This is a genomic window from Streptomyces atratus, assembly GCF_014648655.1.
GTDB classification, from domain to species: Bacteria; Actinomycetota; Actinomycetes; order Streptomycetales; family Streptomycetaceae; genus Streptomyces; species Streptomyces atratus.
In genome coordinates this window covers 139458-154648 of sequence record NZ_BMRN01000001.1, presented here as the reverse complement: position 1 = coordinate 154648, position 15191 = coordinate 139458, and the positions used below count along the sequence as shown (strand labels likewise).

The following is a 15191-nucleotide window of genomic DNA, read 5'->3' as shown; positions in this document are numbered from 1 at the left end:
CGCTGTCTCACAAGGAGAGTCGTCTAAGCGATGGCCGGTCCCGCCTTCCGAGCCGCCGCCGTCCGGGTGCGCGTCCCTGCGACCAGCGCCAACCTGGGCCCGGGTTTCGACGCCTTCGGCCTGTCGCTGGGGCTGTACGACGACGTCGTCGTCCGCGTGGCCGACTCCGGACTGCACATCGACATCGCGGGTGAGGGCGCGGACACGCTGCCCCGCGACGAGAGCCACCTCCTCGTGCGCTCCTTGCGTACGGCCTTCGACCTGCTCGGAGGACAGCCCCGCGGCCTGGAGATCGTCTGTGCCAACCGCATCCCGCACGGGCGCGGCCTCGGCTCCTCCTCCGCCGCCATCTGTGCCGGCATCGTCGCCGCCCGCGCCGTGACGACCGGCGGTGACGCCCGGCTCGACGACGCCGCGCTGCTGGAGCTCGCCACCGAGATCGAGGGCCACCCCGACAATGTCGCGGCCTGCCTGCTCGGCGGGTTCACACTTGCCTGGATGGACGGCGGCTCCGCCCGCGCCATCAGGATGGATCCCGCAGATTCCATCGTTCCGGTGGTTTTCGTCCCGAGCAAGCCGGTCCTGACCGAGACTGCCCGCGGACTGCTGCCGCGCACGGTCCCGCACGTGGACGCCGCCTTCAACGCAGGCCGTTCCGCGCTCCTCGTCGAGGCCCTGACCAGACACCCCGAACTGCTGCTCACCGCCACCGAGGACCGGCTGCACCAGGAGTACCGCGCCCCGGCGATGCCGCAGAGCGTGGAACTCGTGAACCGACTGCGCGCCGACGGCGTCCCCGCAGTCATCTCCGGTGCCGGGCCGACGGTGCTCGCACTGGCCGAGGACGGTGCGGCCGACAAGGTCGCACAGCTGGCGGGCGAGGGATGGGCGGCCAATCGGCTCACTCTCGACGCCCCGGGTGCGAGTGTGCTGCCGCTCGCCCCGTAGCCGAGAAGTGATTGCCGGTGAGTGAGAGGGGGAATGTTTGTTGGAGCCGGTAGTGTTAACCTCAAGTCTGCAACCGACGTCTATGTGGCGCGTTGCTTCGTGTCCCTTTCCGGGACCACCAATTCTTCCGGGAGCCTCCCCAACTGCCTGAGCAGCCTGCCTGAGCAGTTTCGTGCACGCTCCGGAACCGGCACGACACCCCTCGCTTGTCCAGGAGTGGGCCGAGCAGGGGGATGCTCGCGCCGGACCCTTGCACACCTTCATCTCTCCGCCGTACCCGGCGGACCACCGCCCCGGCACGGTCCGCGATCCGCAAGATCACAGACCGCAGTCGGACAGCACAACCGGTCGCCGAGCCAGAAGGCCGACGTCCGCTCCAGGGAAGGACCCTTCGTGAGCGACACCACCGATCTGATGGGCGTGACTGCCGACAAGAACGTCGACAGCGCTGCGCCCGCCGAAGGTGCTGCCACTGGCACCACCGCACGGCGCCGCCGCTCCGGCACCGGCCTTGACGGCATGGTCCTGGCCGAGCTGCAGCAGGTCGCGTCCGGCCTCGGCATCAAGGGCACTGCGCGGATGCGCAAGGGCCAGCTGATCGAGGTCATCAAGGAGGCGCAGGCCGGTAGCTCCGCCGCGCCCAAGGCCGCCGCGCCCGCCGCGGATGCCGAGACCAAGCCGAAGCGCCGTGCCACCTCCAAGGCGCGCACCGGGGACGACTCCGTGGCCGCCGCGCCCGCCGAGAAGGCCGCCGCGCAGCAGCAGATCGACATCCCCGGCCAGCCGGCCAGCGACGACCAGCCCACGGGTGAGCGCCGTCGGCGCCGTGCCACCGCCCAGGCGGGCAGCCCGGAGACCAAGGCGGAGAGCAAGCCGGCCGCCGAGGCCAAGGCTCAGACGCAGGCCGAGCCGAAGAGCGACGACCGCACCGACGCCAAGGCCGAAGTCGCCGTCGACACGGCCGAGGGTCGCCGGGGCGACCGCCAGGACCGCGGCCAGCGGGGCGACCGTCAGGAGCGGGGCGAGCGCGGGGAGCGCCGCGACCGTCAGCGCGACCGCCGCGGCAAGGGCGACGAGCAGGGCGGCGGCCAGGGCCAGCAGGGCGGCCAGCGCCAGCAGCGCCAGGGCCAGCAGCAGGGCGGCGGCCCGCAGGACGACGGTTACGACGACGAGGCAGGCGGTCGTCGCGGTCGGCGCGGCCGCTACCGCGACCGCCGTGGCCGCCGTGGTCGCGAGGACTTCGCCAGCGAGGTTCCCGTCTCCGACGACGACGTCCTGATCCCCGTCGCGGGCATCCTGGACATCCTCGACAACTACGCGTTCATCCGGACCTCCGGCTACCTGCCGGGCCCGAACGACGTGTACGTCTCGCTCGCCCAGGTCCGCAAGAACGGCCTGCGCAAGGGTGACCACGTCACCGGTGCGGTGCGCCAGCCCAAGGACGGTGAGCGTCGCGAGAAGTTCAACGCGCTGGTCCGCCTCGACTCGGTCAACGGCATGGCGCCCGAAACCGGCCGCGGACGCCCGGAGTTCCAGAAGCTGACCCCGCTCTACCCGCAGGACAGGCTCCGCCTGGAGACCGACTCCAACGTCCTGACGACGCGGATCATCGACCTGGTCGCACCGATCGGCAAGGGCCAGCGAGGCCTGATCGTGGCCCCGCCGAAGACCGGCAAGACCATGATCCTGCAGGCGATCGCCAACGCGATCACGGTCAACAGCCCCGAGTGCCACCTGATGGTCGTCCTGGTCGACGAGCGTCCGGAAGAGGTCACCGACATGCAGCGGTCGGTGAAGGGCGAGGTCATCTCCTCGACCTTCGACCGTCCCGCCGAGGACCACACCACCGTCGCCGAGCTGGCCATCGAGCGCGCCAAGCGTCTCGTCGAGCTGGGGCACGACGTGGTCGTCCTGCTGGACTCGATCACCCGTCTCGGCCGTGCGTACAACCTCGCGGCCCCGGCATCCGGCCGCATTCTGTCCGGTGGTGTCGACTCGACCGCGCTGTACCCGCCGAAGCGCTTCTTCGGTGCCGCGCGCAACATCGAGGACGGCGGTTCGCTGACCATCCTGGCCACCGCGCTCGTCGAGACCGGCTCGCGCATGGACGAGGTGATCTTCGAGGAGTTCAAGGGCACCGGCAACATGGAGCTCAAGCTCGACCGGAAGCTCTCGGACAAGCGCATCTTCCCGGCGGTGGACGTCGACGCGTCCAGCACCCGTAAGGAAGAAATCCTGCTCGGCAGTGACGAGTTGGCCATTGTCTGGAAGCTGCGCCGGGTGCTGCACGCGCTCGACCAGCAGCAGGCGATCGAGCTCCTCCTGGACCGGATGAAGAAGACCCAGTCCAACGCGGAGTTCCTGCTCCAGATCCAGAAGACGACGCCGGCTCCGGGCAACGGCAACGACTGACGTCGTACCCGGATCGGCTGAATCGAAGGGCCGCCCTCGCCACTCCAGTGGCGGGGGCGGCCCTGCGTCGTAGGGCCCGCGAATGTGACGAAGTCGATTCGAACCTTTCGACCGATCCGAGACCTTCGCCACACAATCGCCACGACGGCAGGAGTCACCACGATGCCTGTACCTGGCAAGAAACCGCAGGTGAGCGCGGGATCACCAGCTGTTCATCAAGGTCGCGCGTCCCTTTTGTCCTCACGTGGGCGTGACAGGTCGCTGTGCAACCCTTCTTCGTGCCGCGACGTCGTACGAAGCGGCAACAAGTCGCCAAATGCTGATAAAACCAGTGCCCGAACACCGCTGCGGGGACCGGGCCTGCCCGGCGGATCCGGGCCGGACAGGCCCTGGCCGGGAGAAGCTGACGACAGAAGGAGACGGATGACCGAGCAGAGCGGGAGCGGCGGCCGAATACGCCCCACCGGCAAACGCCGGAAGAGGCCTTCCCGTCGCCGCAGGGCGACGGTGATCGCCGCCTGGACCCTGGCCGGTGCCGTGGTCGTCGGCGGCGGCGGGCTCGGATACGCCTACTTCAAGCTCAACGGCAATCTCAAGGCCGTCGACATCAACGCGGCGCTCGGAAAGAACCGCCCCGACAACATCGACAACGGCTCCGAGGACATCCTCGTACTCGGCTCGGACTCCCGCTCCGGCGCGAACTCGAAATACGGCGCCGACGAGGGCACGGCCCGTTCCGACACCGCGATGGTCGTGCACATCAACAAGGGCCACAAGAGCGCCTCCGTCGTCTCCATCCCGCGCGACACCCTCATCACCCGCCCCGACTGCACCAGCGACACCACGGGGCAGCCCGTCGCGGGCGAGCAGCGCGCGATGTTCAACACGGCGTACGAGGTCGGCGGACCGTCCTGTGCGGTCAAGACCGTCGAGTCCATGTCCGGCATCCGTATGGACCACTACCTCGAAGTCGACTTCACCGGCTTCAAGAAGCTCATCGACGAGCTGGGCGGCGTGGAGATCACCACCACCAAGGCGATCAACGACCCCAAGAGCCATCTGAATCTGGAACCCGGCACCCACACGCTCGACGGCGAGCAGTCGCTGGGCCTCGTCCGCACGCGCAAGAGCGTCGGCGACGGCAGCGACCTCGGCCGCATCCAGCTCCAGCAGGCGTTCATCAAGGCGCTGATGGAGCAGGTCAAGAGCGTCGGGGTGTTCTCGAATCCGAAGACTCTCTTCGACCTCGCGAACACGGCGACCAAGGCCATCACCACCGACTCCGACCTGGGTTCGGTCGAGCAGCTCACCGGCTTCGCGAACGGCCTCAAGGGGCTCGCCTCGAAGAACGTCCACATGGTCACCCTGCCCGTGCAGTACGACCCGGCCGACCCGAACCGCGTCGTACCGCTGGAGGAATCCGCCCAGCAGGTGTGGGCGGCGCTCAAGCACGACAAGGCCATCCCCGCCTCCGCCACGGAGAAGTCGGCGGGCGACAAGGGCGTCGCGGGCAGCATCGTCCAGTGACAGGGCGGGCCGGGAATAGTTGCGGCCCGCCCCCGGTTTTGGGAGATACGGCCGGTCCTGGCAGACTGGTACGTCGGCCCCGGTTCACGGACGCGCAATCCGCGCGTACGACCCGGCGCCCTCCCGAACCTAGGAGAAACCCTTGAAGCGCGACATCCACCCCGAGTACGTCGAGACGCAGGTCAGCTGCACCTGTGGCGCGTCGTTCACGACCCGGAGCACCATCGACGGCGGCACCATCCGCGCCGACGTCTGCTCCGAGTGCCACCCGTTCTACACGGGCAAGCAGAAGATCCTCGACACCGGTGGCCGCGTGGCCCGCTTCGAGGCCCGCTTCGGCAAGGCTGCCGGCTCCGCCAGCAAGTAGCGAGCCACTGCGCCGGTTCTCGGCGCCCTCTTCCCGGGGGCGCCGAGACCGGCGTTTTTTTCCGGCCCGGGGTACGGGCCGTCCCCGTACCCGGGCCCGGACAGCATCACGCCGTCCAGCAGGCACGTTTGAGTGAAGAAACCAGGAGCCCGAAAATGTTCGAGGCCGTCGAGGAACTGATCGGTGAACAGGCCGATCTCGAGAAGAAGCTCGCGGACCCGGCGGTCCACGCCGACCAGGCCAACGCGCGCAGGCTCAACAAGCGCTACGCCGAGCTGACCCCGATCGTCGGCACGTACCGCTCCTGGAAGCAGGCCGGGGAGGACATCGAGACGGCGCGCGAGCTCGCCGCCGACGACCCCGACTTCGCCGCCGAGGTCAAGGACCTGGAGAAGCAGCGCGAAGAGCTCACCGAGAAGCTCCGCCTCCTCCTGGTCCCGCGCGACCCCAGCGACGACAAGGACGTGCTCCTGGAGATCAAGGCGGGCGCGGGCGGCGACGAGTCCGCACTGTTCGCCGGAGATCTGCTGCGGATGTATCTGCGCTATGCCGAGCGCGTCGGCTGGAAGACCGAGATCATCGACTCCACCGAGTCCGAGCTCGGCGGCTACAAGGACGTCCAGGTCGCTGTGAAGACCAAGGGCGGCAACGGCGCCACAGAGCCCGGCCAGGGCGTGTGGGCCCGGCTGAAGTACGAGGGCGGGGTGCATCGCGTGCAGCGGGTGCCGTCCACCGAGTCCCAGGGCCGTATCCACACCTCGGCCGCCGGTGTGCTCGTCACACCCGAGGCCGAGGAGGTCGACGTCGAGATCCACGCCAACGATCTCCGTATCGACGTCTACCGCTCCTCGGGCCCCGGCGGCCAGTCCGTCAACACCACGGACTCGGCAGTGCGCATCACACACCTGCCGACCGGCGTCGTCGCCTCCTGCCAGAACGAGAAGAGCCAGCTCCAGAACAAGGAGCAGGCCATGCGTATCCTGCGTTCGCGACTGCTCGCGGCCGCCCAGGAGGCCGCCGAGCAGGAAGCTTCGGACGTACGACGCAGCCAGGTGCGTACGGTCGACCGTTCCGAGAAGATCCGTACATACAACTTCCCGGAAAACCGGATCTCGGACCACCGCGTCGGCTTCAAGGCGTACAACTTGGACCAGGTGCTCGACGGCGACCTGGATTCCGTGATCCAGGCCTGTGTCGACGCCGACTCCGCCGCCAAGCTCGCCGCCGCATAAGCCCAAGCCCGCCCCGCCCGTAACCCCGTACGGAGAACCGCGATGAACCTGCTGCTCGCCGAGGTGGCCCAGGCCACCCAGCGGCTGGCCGACGCCGGTGTACCCTCACCGCGATTCGACGCGGAGGAGCTCGCCGCGTTCGTGCACGGCGTCAAGCGGGGCGAGCTTCACCATGTGCCGGACGCGGATTTCGACGCGCGGTACTGGGAGGCCATCGCCCGCCGCGAGGCCCGCGAACCGCTCCAGCACATCACCGGTCGCGCCTTCTTCCGCTACCTGGAGCTCCAGGTCGGCCCCGGCGTCTTCGTCCCCCGCCCGGAGACCGAATCGGTCGTCGGCTGGGCGATAGACGCCGTCCGCGCGATGGATGTCGTCGAGCCGCTCATCGTCGACCTCTGCAGCGGATCAGGCGCCATCGCCCTGGCCATGGCGCAGGAGGTCCCCCGCTCGCGCGTGCACGCCGTCGAGCTCTCCGACGACGCCGTGAAGTGGACCAGGAAGAACGCCGAGGGGTCACGGGTCACCGTCCACCACCAAGACGCGCTCACGGCCCTTCCCGAGCTCGACGGTCAGGTCGACCTGGTCATCTCCAACCCTCCGTACATCCCGCTCACCGAATGGGAGTACGTGGCACCCGAGGCCCGTGACCACGACCCGGAGATGGCCCTCTTCTCCGGCGAGGACGGCCTCGACACCATCCGCGGCATCGAACGCACCGCACACCGCCTGCTGCGCCCCGGCGGCCTCGTCGTCATCGAGCACGCCGACACCCAGGGCGGCCAGGTGCCGTGGATCTTCACGGAGGAACGCGGCTGGGCCGATGCGGCCGACCACCCCGACCTGAACAACCGGCCGCGGTTCGCCACGGCCCGCAAGGCCATGCCGTGACCGGCGGCCACCACCCGCACGACCCGTACCCGCCATACCCGTACATGCTTGAGGAGGCCGGCTGATGGCACGGCGATACGACTGCAACGACGCGACCGACCGTACGACGGGTCTGCGTGAGGCCGCGTCGGCCGTCCGCCGCGGCGAACTGGTCGTGCTGCCCACCGACACCGTGTACGGGATCGGTGCGGACGCCTTCAGTTCCGAGGGCGTCGCCGACCTGCTGGACGCCAAGGGCCGCGGTCGTAACATGCCGACGCCCGTCCTGATCGGCTCCCCGAACACCCTGCACGGACTGGTCACCGACTTCTCCGAGCAGGCCTGGGAGCTCGTCGACGCCTTCTGGCCCGGCGCCCTCACGCTCGTCGCCAAGCACCAGCCGTCGCTGCAGTGGGACCTCGGGGACACCCGCGGCACCGTCGCGATCCGGATGCCGCTGCACCCGGTCGCCATCGAGCTGCTCACCGAGGTCGGCCCGATGGCCGTCTCCAGCGCCAACCTCACCGGACACCCGGCCCCCGAGGACTGCGACGCCGCCCAGGAGATGCTCGGCGACTCCGTCTCCGTCTACCTCGACGGCGGCCCGACGCCCGGCATCGTGCCCTCGTCGATCGTCGATGTGACCGGCAAGGTCCCCGTACTGCTGCGCGCCGGTGCGCTCTCCGTCGAGGAACTCCGCAAGGTGGTACCCGACCTCGAGGTGGCCAATTGACCGCCCCTGAGGGGCGTGGCATAGCGGGGCAGGCCGACACTTTCCGCATCCTCCACGTCAGCACCGGCAATGTCTGCCGCTCACCGATCACCGAGCGGCTGACCCGGCACGCCCTGGTGGACCGCCTCGGCGATCCGCGTCAAGGCGGACTGATCGTGGAGAGTGCGGGCACCTGGGGCCACGAAGGCGCCCCCATGGAAGCCAATGCCGAGATCGTCCTCGCCGACTTCGGCGCCGACACCACCGGCTTCGTCGGCCGGGAACTGCTCGACGAGCACGTGATCCGTGCCGACCTGGTGCTCACCGCCACCCGCGACCACCGGGCACAAGTGATCTCGATGGGTCACTCGGCCGGCCTGCGGACCTTCACTCTCAAGGAATTCACCCGGCTGGTCCGGGCCATAGACCCTGCCACGCTGCCCGACCCGCGCGACGAGGGTGTGGTCGAGCGCGCCCGCGCACTGGTGCGTGCCGCGGCCGCGCTGCGCGGCTGGCTGCTGGCCCCCACCGCCGATGCCGACGAGGTGTACGACCCGTACGGCGCCCCGATCACGTTCTTCCGGTCCATCGGCGACGAGATCAACCAGGCCCTCGACCCGGTCGTCACCGCACTGACCGGCGTACCCGCCCCGCACTGACGCCTGCGCCACTCTGACGGCCGTACACACGGGCCCGGCACCAGGGGGCCCAACGGGTGTACGGCGTCGCCGCACAGCAGGCAGGGGGCCCGTCACGGGCCTACATTGGAGCTGACGTCAGCGCACCCCTCCCCAGGCCCGGAGCCGTCAGATGCCGGTCACCACTCCTGCCGCACCCACCTCCGCCGCCCAGGCCGCCCTGCCGCAGGATTACGGCGCCCTGCTCCGGGAGGACCCGGAGATCGCCGCCGTGCTGCTGGAGGAGCTGCACCGGCAGTCGAGCACCCTGCAGCTGATCGCCGCCGAGAACTTCACCTCGCCCGCGGTCCTCGCCGCCCTCGGCTCACCGCTCGCCAACAAGTACGCCGAGGGCTATCCCGGCGCCCGCTACCACGGCGGCTGTGAGCAGGCCGACGCCGCCGAACGCATCGCCTGCCGGCGGGCGACCTCGCTCTTCGGCGCCGAACACGCCAATGTCCAGGCGCACTCCGGCTCCTCCGCCGTCCTCGCCGCGTACGCGGCCCTGCTGCGCCCCGGCGACACGGTGCTCGCGATGGGACTCCCGTACGGCGGGCATCTCACCCACGGCTCGCCCGCCAACTTCTCCGGCCGCTGGTTCGAGTTCGTCGGTTACGGGGTGGACTCCGAGAGCGGCCTGATCGACTACGAGCAGGTGCGCACCCTGGCCCGTGCGCACCGCCCCAAGGCGATCGTCAGCGGCTCGATCTCGTACCCCCGCCATCCCGACTACGAACTGTTCCGGGAGATCGCCGACGAGGTGGGCGCGTATCTCATCGCCGACGCCGCGCATCCGATGGGGCTGATCGCCGGGGGAGCGGCGCCGAGCCCCGTCCCGTATGCCGACGTGGTCTGCGCGACCACGCACAAGGTGCTGCGCGGTCCGCGCGGCGGGATGATCCTGTGCGGTGCGGAGCTGGCTGAGCGGATCGACCGGGCGGTGTTCCCGTTCACCCAGGGCGGCGCGCAGATGCACACGGTCGCCGCGAAGGCCGTCGCGTTCGGGGAGGCGGCCACTCCGGCGTTCACGGCGTACGCCCATCGGGTGGTGGCCCATGCCCGGGTGCTGGCCGCAGGTCTGGAGGCCGAGGGCTTCGAGGTCACCACGGGCGGCACGGACACCCACCTGATCGTCGCGGACCCGGCTCCGCTGGGTGTCGACGGGCCCACTGCCCGCACCCGGCTGGCGGGGGCGGGCCTGGTGCTGGACACCTGCGCGCTCCCGTACGGGGACGCCCGGGGCATCAGACTCGGTACCGCGGCCGTCACCACCCAGGGCATGGACGACGCCGACATGGCACGGCTGGCCGTGCTCTTCGGAGCGGCGGTACGTGAGGAGGGCGACATCCGCGCGGAGGTTCAGGAACTGGCCCGGAAATATCCGCCCTATCCGGGGTAGACGTGGCCCGTGCAACCATCGGCCCGGCCTCCGTGTCCTCAACCATGAGCCCGACGTAGTTAAGGTGTGGGCTGAGATGGCCGGCGAAATCTATGGGGCAGCCCGTGCGTGATTACCTGCTGACGCTCTGTGTCACGGCTGCGGTTACCTATCTGCTGACCGGCCCGGTGCGCAAGTTCGCCATCGCGGTCGGGGCGATGCCCGCGATCCGTGCGCGCGACGTCCACCGAGAACCGACACCGAGGCTCGGTGGCATCGCCATGTTCGGCGGGCTGTGCGCCGGACTGATCGTCGCGGCCCATCTCCAGAACCTCGACTGGGTCTTCCAGCTCTCCAACGAGCCGCGCGCGCTGCTCTCCGGCGCCGCGCTGATCTGGCTGATCGGTGTCCTGGACGACAAGTTCGAGATCGACGCCCTGATCAAGCTCGGCGGGCAGATGATCGCCGCCGCGGTCATGGTCATCCAGGGCCTCACGATCCTGTGGCTGCCGATCCCCGGCGTCGGCACCGTCGCGCTCACCCAGTGGCAGGGCACGCTGCTCACGGTCGCCCTGGTCGTCATCACCATCAACGCGGTCAACTTCGTCGACGGTCTGGACGGTCTCGCGGCGGGCATGGTGTGCATCGCCTCCGCCGCGTTCTTCCTGTACACGTACCGGCTCTGGTACGGGCACATGATCGAGGCGGCGGCCCCGGCGACGCTCTTCACGGCGATCCTGATGGGCATGTGCCTGGGCTTCCTGCCGCACAACATGCATCCCGCGCGGATCTTCATGGGCGACTCGGGTTCGATGCTGATCGGCCTGGTGCTCGCGGCCGGGGCGATCTCCGTGACGGGCCGGGTCGACCCGGACACGATGACGCTCTTCGCGGGCAGCGAGCGCGAGGCCACCCAGGCGATGCTGCCGGTCTTCATCCCGCTGCTGCTGCCGCTGACGATCATCGCGATCCCGGCCGCCGACCTGGTGCTGGCGATCGTGCGGCGTACGTGGAACGGCCAGTCGCCGTTCGCGGCGGACCGCGGCCATCTGCACCACCGATTGTTGGAGATCGGCCACTCGCACAGCAGGTCCGTGCTGATCATGTACTTCTGGTCGGCCCTGATCGCCTTCGGCGCGGTCGGCTACTCCGTGCACTCGGCGTCCCTATGGATCGTGATCGTGATCGTGGGCCTGAGCGCCCTGGGCCTCGTCCTGCTGCTGATGCCCCGCTTCACCCCGCGGGCGCCGTACTGGGCGGAACGCTTCGTACCGCCCCGCTACCGCCGTCGCCGCAGCGAGGGCGAGGTGCCCGAGGCGGAACCCTCATCTGCGCACGAGGCCCAACAGAGGCCGCTGGAAACACAGATGGTGCAGGAGGGGCGCGAGCTCCCGGAGCGGGCCCCGGTCGTCGTGGGAGTCTCCGGCGTCAACGGGGCGACTGCCATCGGCCCCCGTTCGCGTTTTTCGGACAGAGATAAGGCTGATTCCTCGCACTGACGATTCGGTCATCAAGGGGCATTACCGGACAACGTATTGAGTTGTCTTGCTCACACGCGCACGTTCACCCTCATGTGTGACAGCAAGCACACTTTCTTGGTAAAGACCTCATCAAATAGTTTGTGATACCGTTCACGAAGCCCGGTGACGGAGTTGAAGGACCTGAGTACCACGGTCCATCGGCCCGAGGCATCGACTCGGACCGGGCCTACGCTCGTCCATGACGACACACTGCCCACCCCCTGCAAGCGGAGCTGCCGCCATGCCGTCCAACGACGCCCGGAGTCTCCTCCAAACCGCCGTACCCACCGCCGTCGCCGGTGCTGTTGCCGCCGCGATCAGTGGTGGCGTGGCCGGCGGCAAGGGAGCCCTGGGTGCGGTCGTCGCGACGATCGTGGTGATTCTCTTCATGGGGATCGGACTCCTGGTCCTGCAACGGACCGCCAAGTCCTTCCCGCAGCTGTTCCAGGCGATGGGGCTGATGCTCTACACGGCACAGCTCCTGTTGCTGTTCATCTTCGTCGCGGCCTTCAAGAACACCACGGTGTTCAACCCGAAGGCCTTTGCGATCACGTTGGTCGCGACCACGCTCGTGTGGATCGCCGCACAGACGCGCGCACACATGAAGGCCAAGATCCTTTACGTCGAACCCGAGGCCGACAAGGGTGAAAAGCCCAAGAACACGGGGTCGAAGTCGTGAAGGGTAGGGGCGGGATAAGTGCGGGTTCACGACCCTGCTATCGTCCGGTTCCAACTGCGGCACTGCGGGCGCGGGCATGTGAGCTGACGCCTGCTCGATCGCGAGGCTCAATGCCTGACCGCCGCCCACACATCCGATACACCAGTCCAGTGCCGAACCGCGGCTGCGCGCCGCGCCGACACAACGAGGTTGCCGTACCTATGCGCCACGCTGAAGGAGCCCGCGGTGAGTGCTGACCCGACACAGGTGCTCGCCTTCGAGACCGATTGCCACATCTTCTCCGGTTGTGGTTTCCCGGCTCCCGGCCTGCACTCGTTCCTGTTCGAGCCCCTCTGGGGCAACGGGGACAGCAACTTGTACTTCAACAAGACGATGCTGCTGGCGCTGCTCGGCTCGATCATCATCGTCGGCTTCTTCTGGGCGGCTTTCGCCAAGCCGAAGCTGGTTCCGGGCAAGCTGCAGATGGTGGCCGAGGCCGGCTACGACTTCGTACGCAGAGGTGTCGTCTACGAGACGATCGGCAAGCGCGAGGGCGAGAAGTACGTCCCGCTTGTGGTCTCCCTGTTCTTCTTCGTCTGGATGATGAACCTCTGGTCCATCATTCCGGTCGCCCAGTTCCCCGTGACGGCGATCATCGCGTACCCGGCCGCGCTCGCCGCCATCGTGTACGTCCTGTGGGTCAGCCTGACCTTCAAGAGGCACGGTTTCGTCGGAGCCTTCAAGAACTTCACGGGCTACGACAAGAGTCTCGGCGCGGTCCTGCCGCTCTCGATGACCATCGAGCTCTTCTCGAACCTGCTCGTCAGGCCGTTCACGCACGCCGTCCGGCTCTTCGCCAACATGTTCGCGGGCCACACTCTGCTGCTGCTCTTCACGATCGCCAGCTGGTACCTGCTCAACGGCATCGGCATCGCCTACGCGGGTGTCTCGTTCGTGATGGTCATCGTGATGACCGCCTTCGAGCTCTTCATCCAAGCTGTCCAGGCCTATGTGTTCGTCCTGCTGACCTGCAGCTACATCCAGGGCGCTCTCGCCAAGGGCCACTGAGCACCCCACCTCCTGAAGCACCCGGTGGCCAACCCCCACCGGACCAAGAAAGAGAAGGAAGAACCGGCATGTCTGCTCTCCAGACCCTCGCCGCCACCAGCGTCGAAATCAAGGGCAACCTCGGCTCCATCGGTTACGGCCTCGCCGCGATCGGCCCCGGCGTCGGCGTCGGCATCATCTTCGGTAACGGCACCCAGGCGCTCGCCCGTCAGCCCGAGGCTGCCGGTCTCATCCGCGCCAACCAGATTCTCGGCTTCGCCTTCTGTGAGGCGCTCGCCCTGATCGGTCTGGTCATGCCGTTCGTCTACCCGACCTCCTGACCGGTCGCGAACAGCCCATTCGACGGAAGGCACTGACGTGAACCCTCTGGTTCAGCTCGCGGCGGAGACGGAAAACCCGCTTCTCCCGCCGATCCCTGAGCTCGTCATTGGCTTCATCGCCTTTGTCATCGTCTTCGGCTTCCTCGCCAAGAAGCTCCTCCCGAACATCAACAAGGTTCTGGAAGAGCGCCGCGAGGCCATCGAAGGCGGTATCGAGAAGGCCGATGCGGCCCAGACCGAGGCCCAGAGCGTGCTTGAGCAGTACAAGGCTCAGCTCGCGGAGGCCCGCCACGAAGCCGCTCGTCTGCGCCAGGAGGCGCAGGAGCAGGGTGCCGTGATCCTGCAGGAGATGCGGGCGGAAGGCCAGCGGCAGCGCGAGGAGATCATCGCTGCCGGTCACGCCCAGATCGAGGCCGACCGCAAGGCCGCGGCTTCCGCGCTGCGTCAGGACGTGGGCAAGCTCGCCACCGACCTGGCCGGCAAGCTCGTCGGCGAGTCCCTCGAGGACCACGCCCGGCAGAGCGGCACCGTCGACCGTTTCCTCGACGAGCTCGAGGCGAAGGCCGAGGCTGTCCGATGAACGGCGCGAGCCGCGAGGCACTGGCTGCCGCACGTGAGCGTCTCGACGCGCTGACCGACAACACGTCGGTCGACGCGGCGAAGCTCGCCGAGGAGCTGGCCGCCGTAACGGCGCTGCTCCAGCGCGAGGTATCGCTGCGGCGGGTCCTGACCGACCCGTCGCAGGCCGGCGAGGCCAAGGCCGAGCTGGCCGGACGACTGCTGCGCGGTCAGGTGGGCGGCGAGACCGTCGACCTGATCTCCGGCATGGTCCGCTCCCGCTGGTCGCAGTCGCGTGACCTGGTCGACTCGGTCGAGGAACTGGCGAACACCGCAGACCTCACCGCCGCCCAGCGCAGCGGAGACCTCGACGACGTCGAGGACGAGCTGTTCCGGTTCGGCCGGATCGTCGCCTCCGACAAGGAGCTGCGCGCCGCGCTCACCAACCGGTCCGCGTCCGTCGCCGCCAAGAGCGAGCTGCTGCGCAGCCTGCTCGGCGGCAAGGCACGGCCCACCACCGAGCGCGTCGTCGTGCGGCTTGTCACCCAGCCGCGTGGACGTAGCCTGGAAGCGGGACTCGAGTCCCTCTCCAAGCTTGCCGCGGAGCGCCGGGACCGCATGGTCGCCGTGGTCACCTCGGCAGTGCCGCTGAGCGATCAGCAGAAGCAGCGTCTCGGTGCCGCACTGGCGAAGATCTACGGACGGCCGATGCACCTGAATCTCGATGTGGACCCCACGGTCCTCGGCGGGATCTCGGTGCGGGTCGGTGACGAGGTCATCAACGGCACCATCGCGGAGCGCCTCGACGAGGCGACCCGTCGCATGGCCGGCTGACGAGCGCAGCGCAGCAACAGAACAGAGCAAGACCAGCGGCCCGGTTGGGCCGTGCAGAAATTGCAGAAGATTCCTGGGGGTCGGCCCCCAGACCCCCTTAAGAAACTTCGGGC

15 protein-coding genes are annotated in these 15191 nt (G+C 68.6%); all 15 read left to right on the top strand.

What is annotated here, in order from left to right; genetic code table 11:
* Positions 1 to 30 precede the first annotated feature (30 nt).
* The 15 genes from thrB to IEZ15_RS00570 all read left to right on the top strand — a co-directional run bounded on the left by thrB (position 31) and on the right by IEZ15_RS00570 (position 15078).
* The gene (gene thrB / locus IEZ15_RS00640; protein WP_114246665.1) at positions 31 to 948 is read left to right on the top strand and encodes a homoserine kinase; all 918 of its coding nucleotides are present in this window, start codon (positions 31 to 33) and stop codon (positions 946 to 948) included.
* Positions 949 to 1341: 393 nt separating this feature from the next.
* Complete coding sequence (rho, locus tag IEZ15_RS00635; protein ID WP_189273331.1) at positions 1342 to 3360, top strand: transcription termination factor Rho; 2019 nt, start codon at positions 1342 to 1344, stop codon at positions 3358 to 3360.
* A gap of 423 nt (positions 3361 to 3783) precedes the next feature.
* Positions 3784 to 4887: an LCP family protein gene (locus IEZ15_RS00630; RefSeq protein WP_114246667.1), complete on the top strand. Its 1104-nt coding sequence runs from the start codon at positions 3784 to 3786 to the stop codon at positions 4885 to 4887.
* A gap of 142 nt (positions 4888 to 5029) precedes the next feature.
* Entirely contained in the window at positions 5030 to 5254 is a 225-nt protein-coding gene (gene rpmE / locus IEZ15_RS00625; protein WP_019764351.1) for a 50S ribosomal protein L31, read from the top strand.
* Positions 5255 to 5409: 155 nt separating this feature from the next.
* Positions 5410 to 6486, top strand: coding sequence for a peptide chain release factor 1 (gene prfA / locus IEZ15_RS00620; protein WP_114246668.1), 1077 nt, complete (start codon positions 5410 to 5412; stop codon positions 6484 to 6486).
* Between the two features lie 42 nt (positions 6487 to 6528).
* Complete coding sequence (gene prmC, locus IEZ15_RS00615; protein WP_114246669.1) at positions 6529 to 7374, top strand: peptide chain release factor N(5)-glutamine methyltransferase; 846 nt, start codon at positions 6529 to 6531, stop codon at positions 7372 to 7374.
* A 64-nt stretch (positions 7375 to 7438) separates the two neighbouring features.
* Positions 7439 to 8086 (top strand): L-threonylcarbamoyladenylate synthase, encoded by a 648-nt coding sequence (locus IEZ15_RS00610; RefSeq protein WP_114246670.1) that lies wholly within the window; start codon positions 7439 to 7441, stop codon positions 8084 to 8086.
* Positions 8083 to 8724, top strand: coding sequence for an arsenate reductase/protein-tyrosine-phosphatase family protein (locus IEZ15_RS00605; protein WP_189273328.1), 642 nt, complete (start codon positions 8083 to 8085; stop codon positions 8722 to 8724). Before IEZ15_RS00610 ends, IEZ15_RS00605 begins: the two co-directional genes overlap by 4 nt.
* Positions 8725 to 8875: 151 nt before the next feature.
* Entirely contained in the window at positions 8876 to 10141 is a 1266-nt protein-coding gene (gene glyA / locus IEZ15_RS00600) for a serine hydroxymethyltransferase (protein ID WP_189273326.1), read from the top strand.
* Positions 10142 to 10233: 92 nt separating this feature from the next.
* Positions 10234 to 11619 (top strand): MraY family glycosyltransferase, encoded by a 1386-nt coding sequence (locus tag IEZ15_RS00595; protein WP_189273324.1) that lies wholly within the window; start codon positions 10234 to 10236, stop codon positions 11617 to 11619.
* A 262-nt stretch (positions 11620 to 11881) separates the two neighbouring features.
* Positions 11882 to 12319 carry a Cg1360 family ATP-synthase-associated protein gene (locus IEZ15_RS00590; protein ID WP_189273321.1) on the top strand — a complete coding sequence of 146 codons (438 nt, stop codon included), beginning with the start codon at positions 11882 to 11884 and terminating at the stop codon, positions 12317 to 12319.
* Between the two features lie 225 nt (positions 12320 to 12544).
* Positions 12545 to 13366, top strand: coding sequence for a F0F1 ATP synthase subunit A (gene atpB, locus IEZ15_RS00585; protein ID WP_189273319.1), 822 nt, complete (start codon positions 12545 to 12547; stop codon positions 13364 to 13366).
* A 68-nt stretch (positions 13367 to 13434) separates the two neighbouring features.
* Positions 13435 to 13686 carry an ATP synthase subunit C-like protein gene (locus IEZ15_RS00580; protein ID WP_037689279.1) on the top strand — a complete coding sequence of 84 codons (252 nt, stop codon included), beginning with the start codon at positions 13435 to 13437 and terminating at the stop codon, positions 13684 to 13686.
* Positions 13687 to 13723: 37 nt separating this feature from the next.
* Entirely contained in the window at positions 13724 to 14266 is a 543-nt protein-coding gene (locus tag IEZ15_RS00575) for a F0F1 ATP synthase subunit B (RefSeq protein ID WP_189273317.1), read from the top strand.
* Positions 14263 to 15078, top strand: a complete 816-nt coding sequence (locus IEZ15_RS00570; RefSeq protein ID WP_189273315.1) for a F0F1 ATP synthase subunit delta — start codon at positions 14263 to 14265, stop codon at positions 15076 to 15078. Before IEZ15_RS00575 ends, IEZ15_RS00570 begins: the two co-directional genes overlap by 4 nt.
* Positions 15079 to 15191 lie beyond the last annotated feature (113 nt).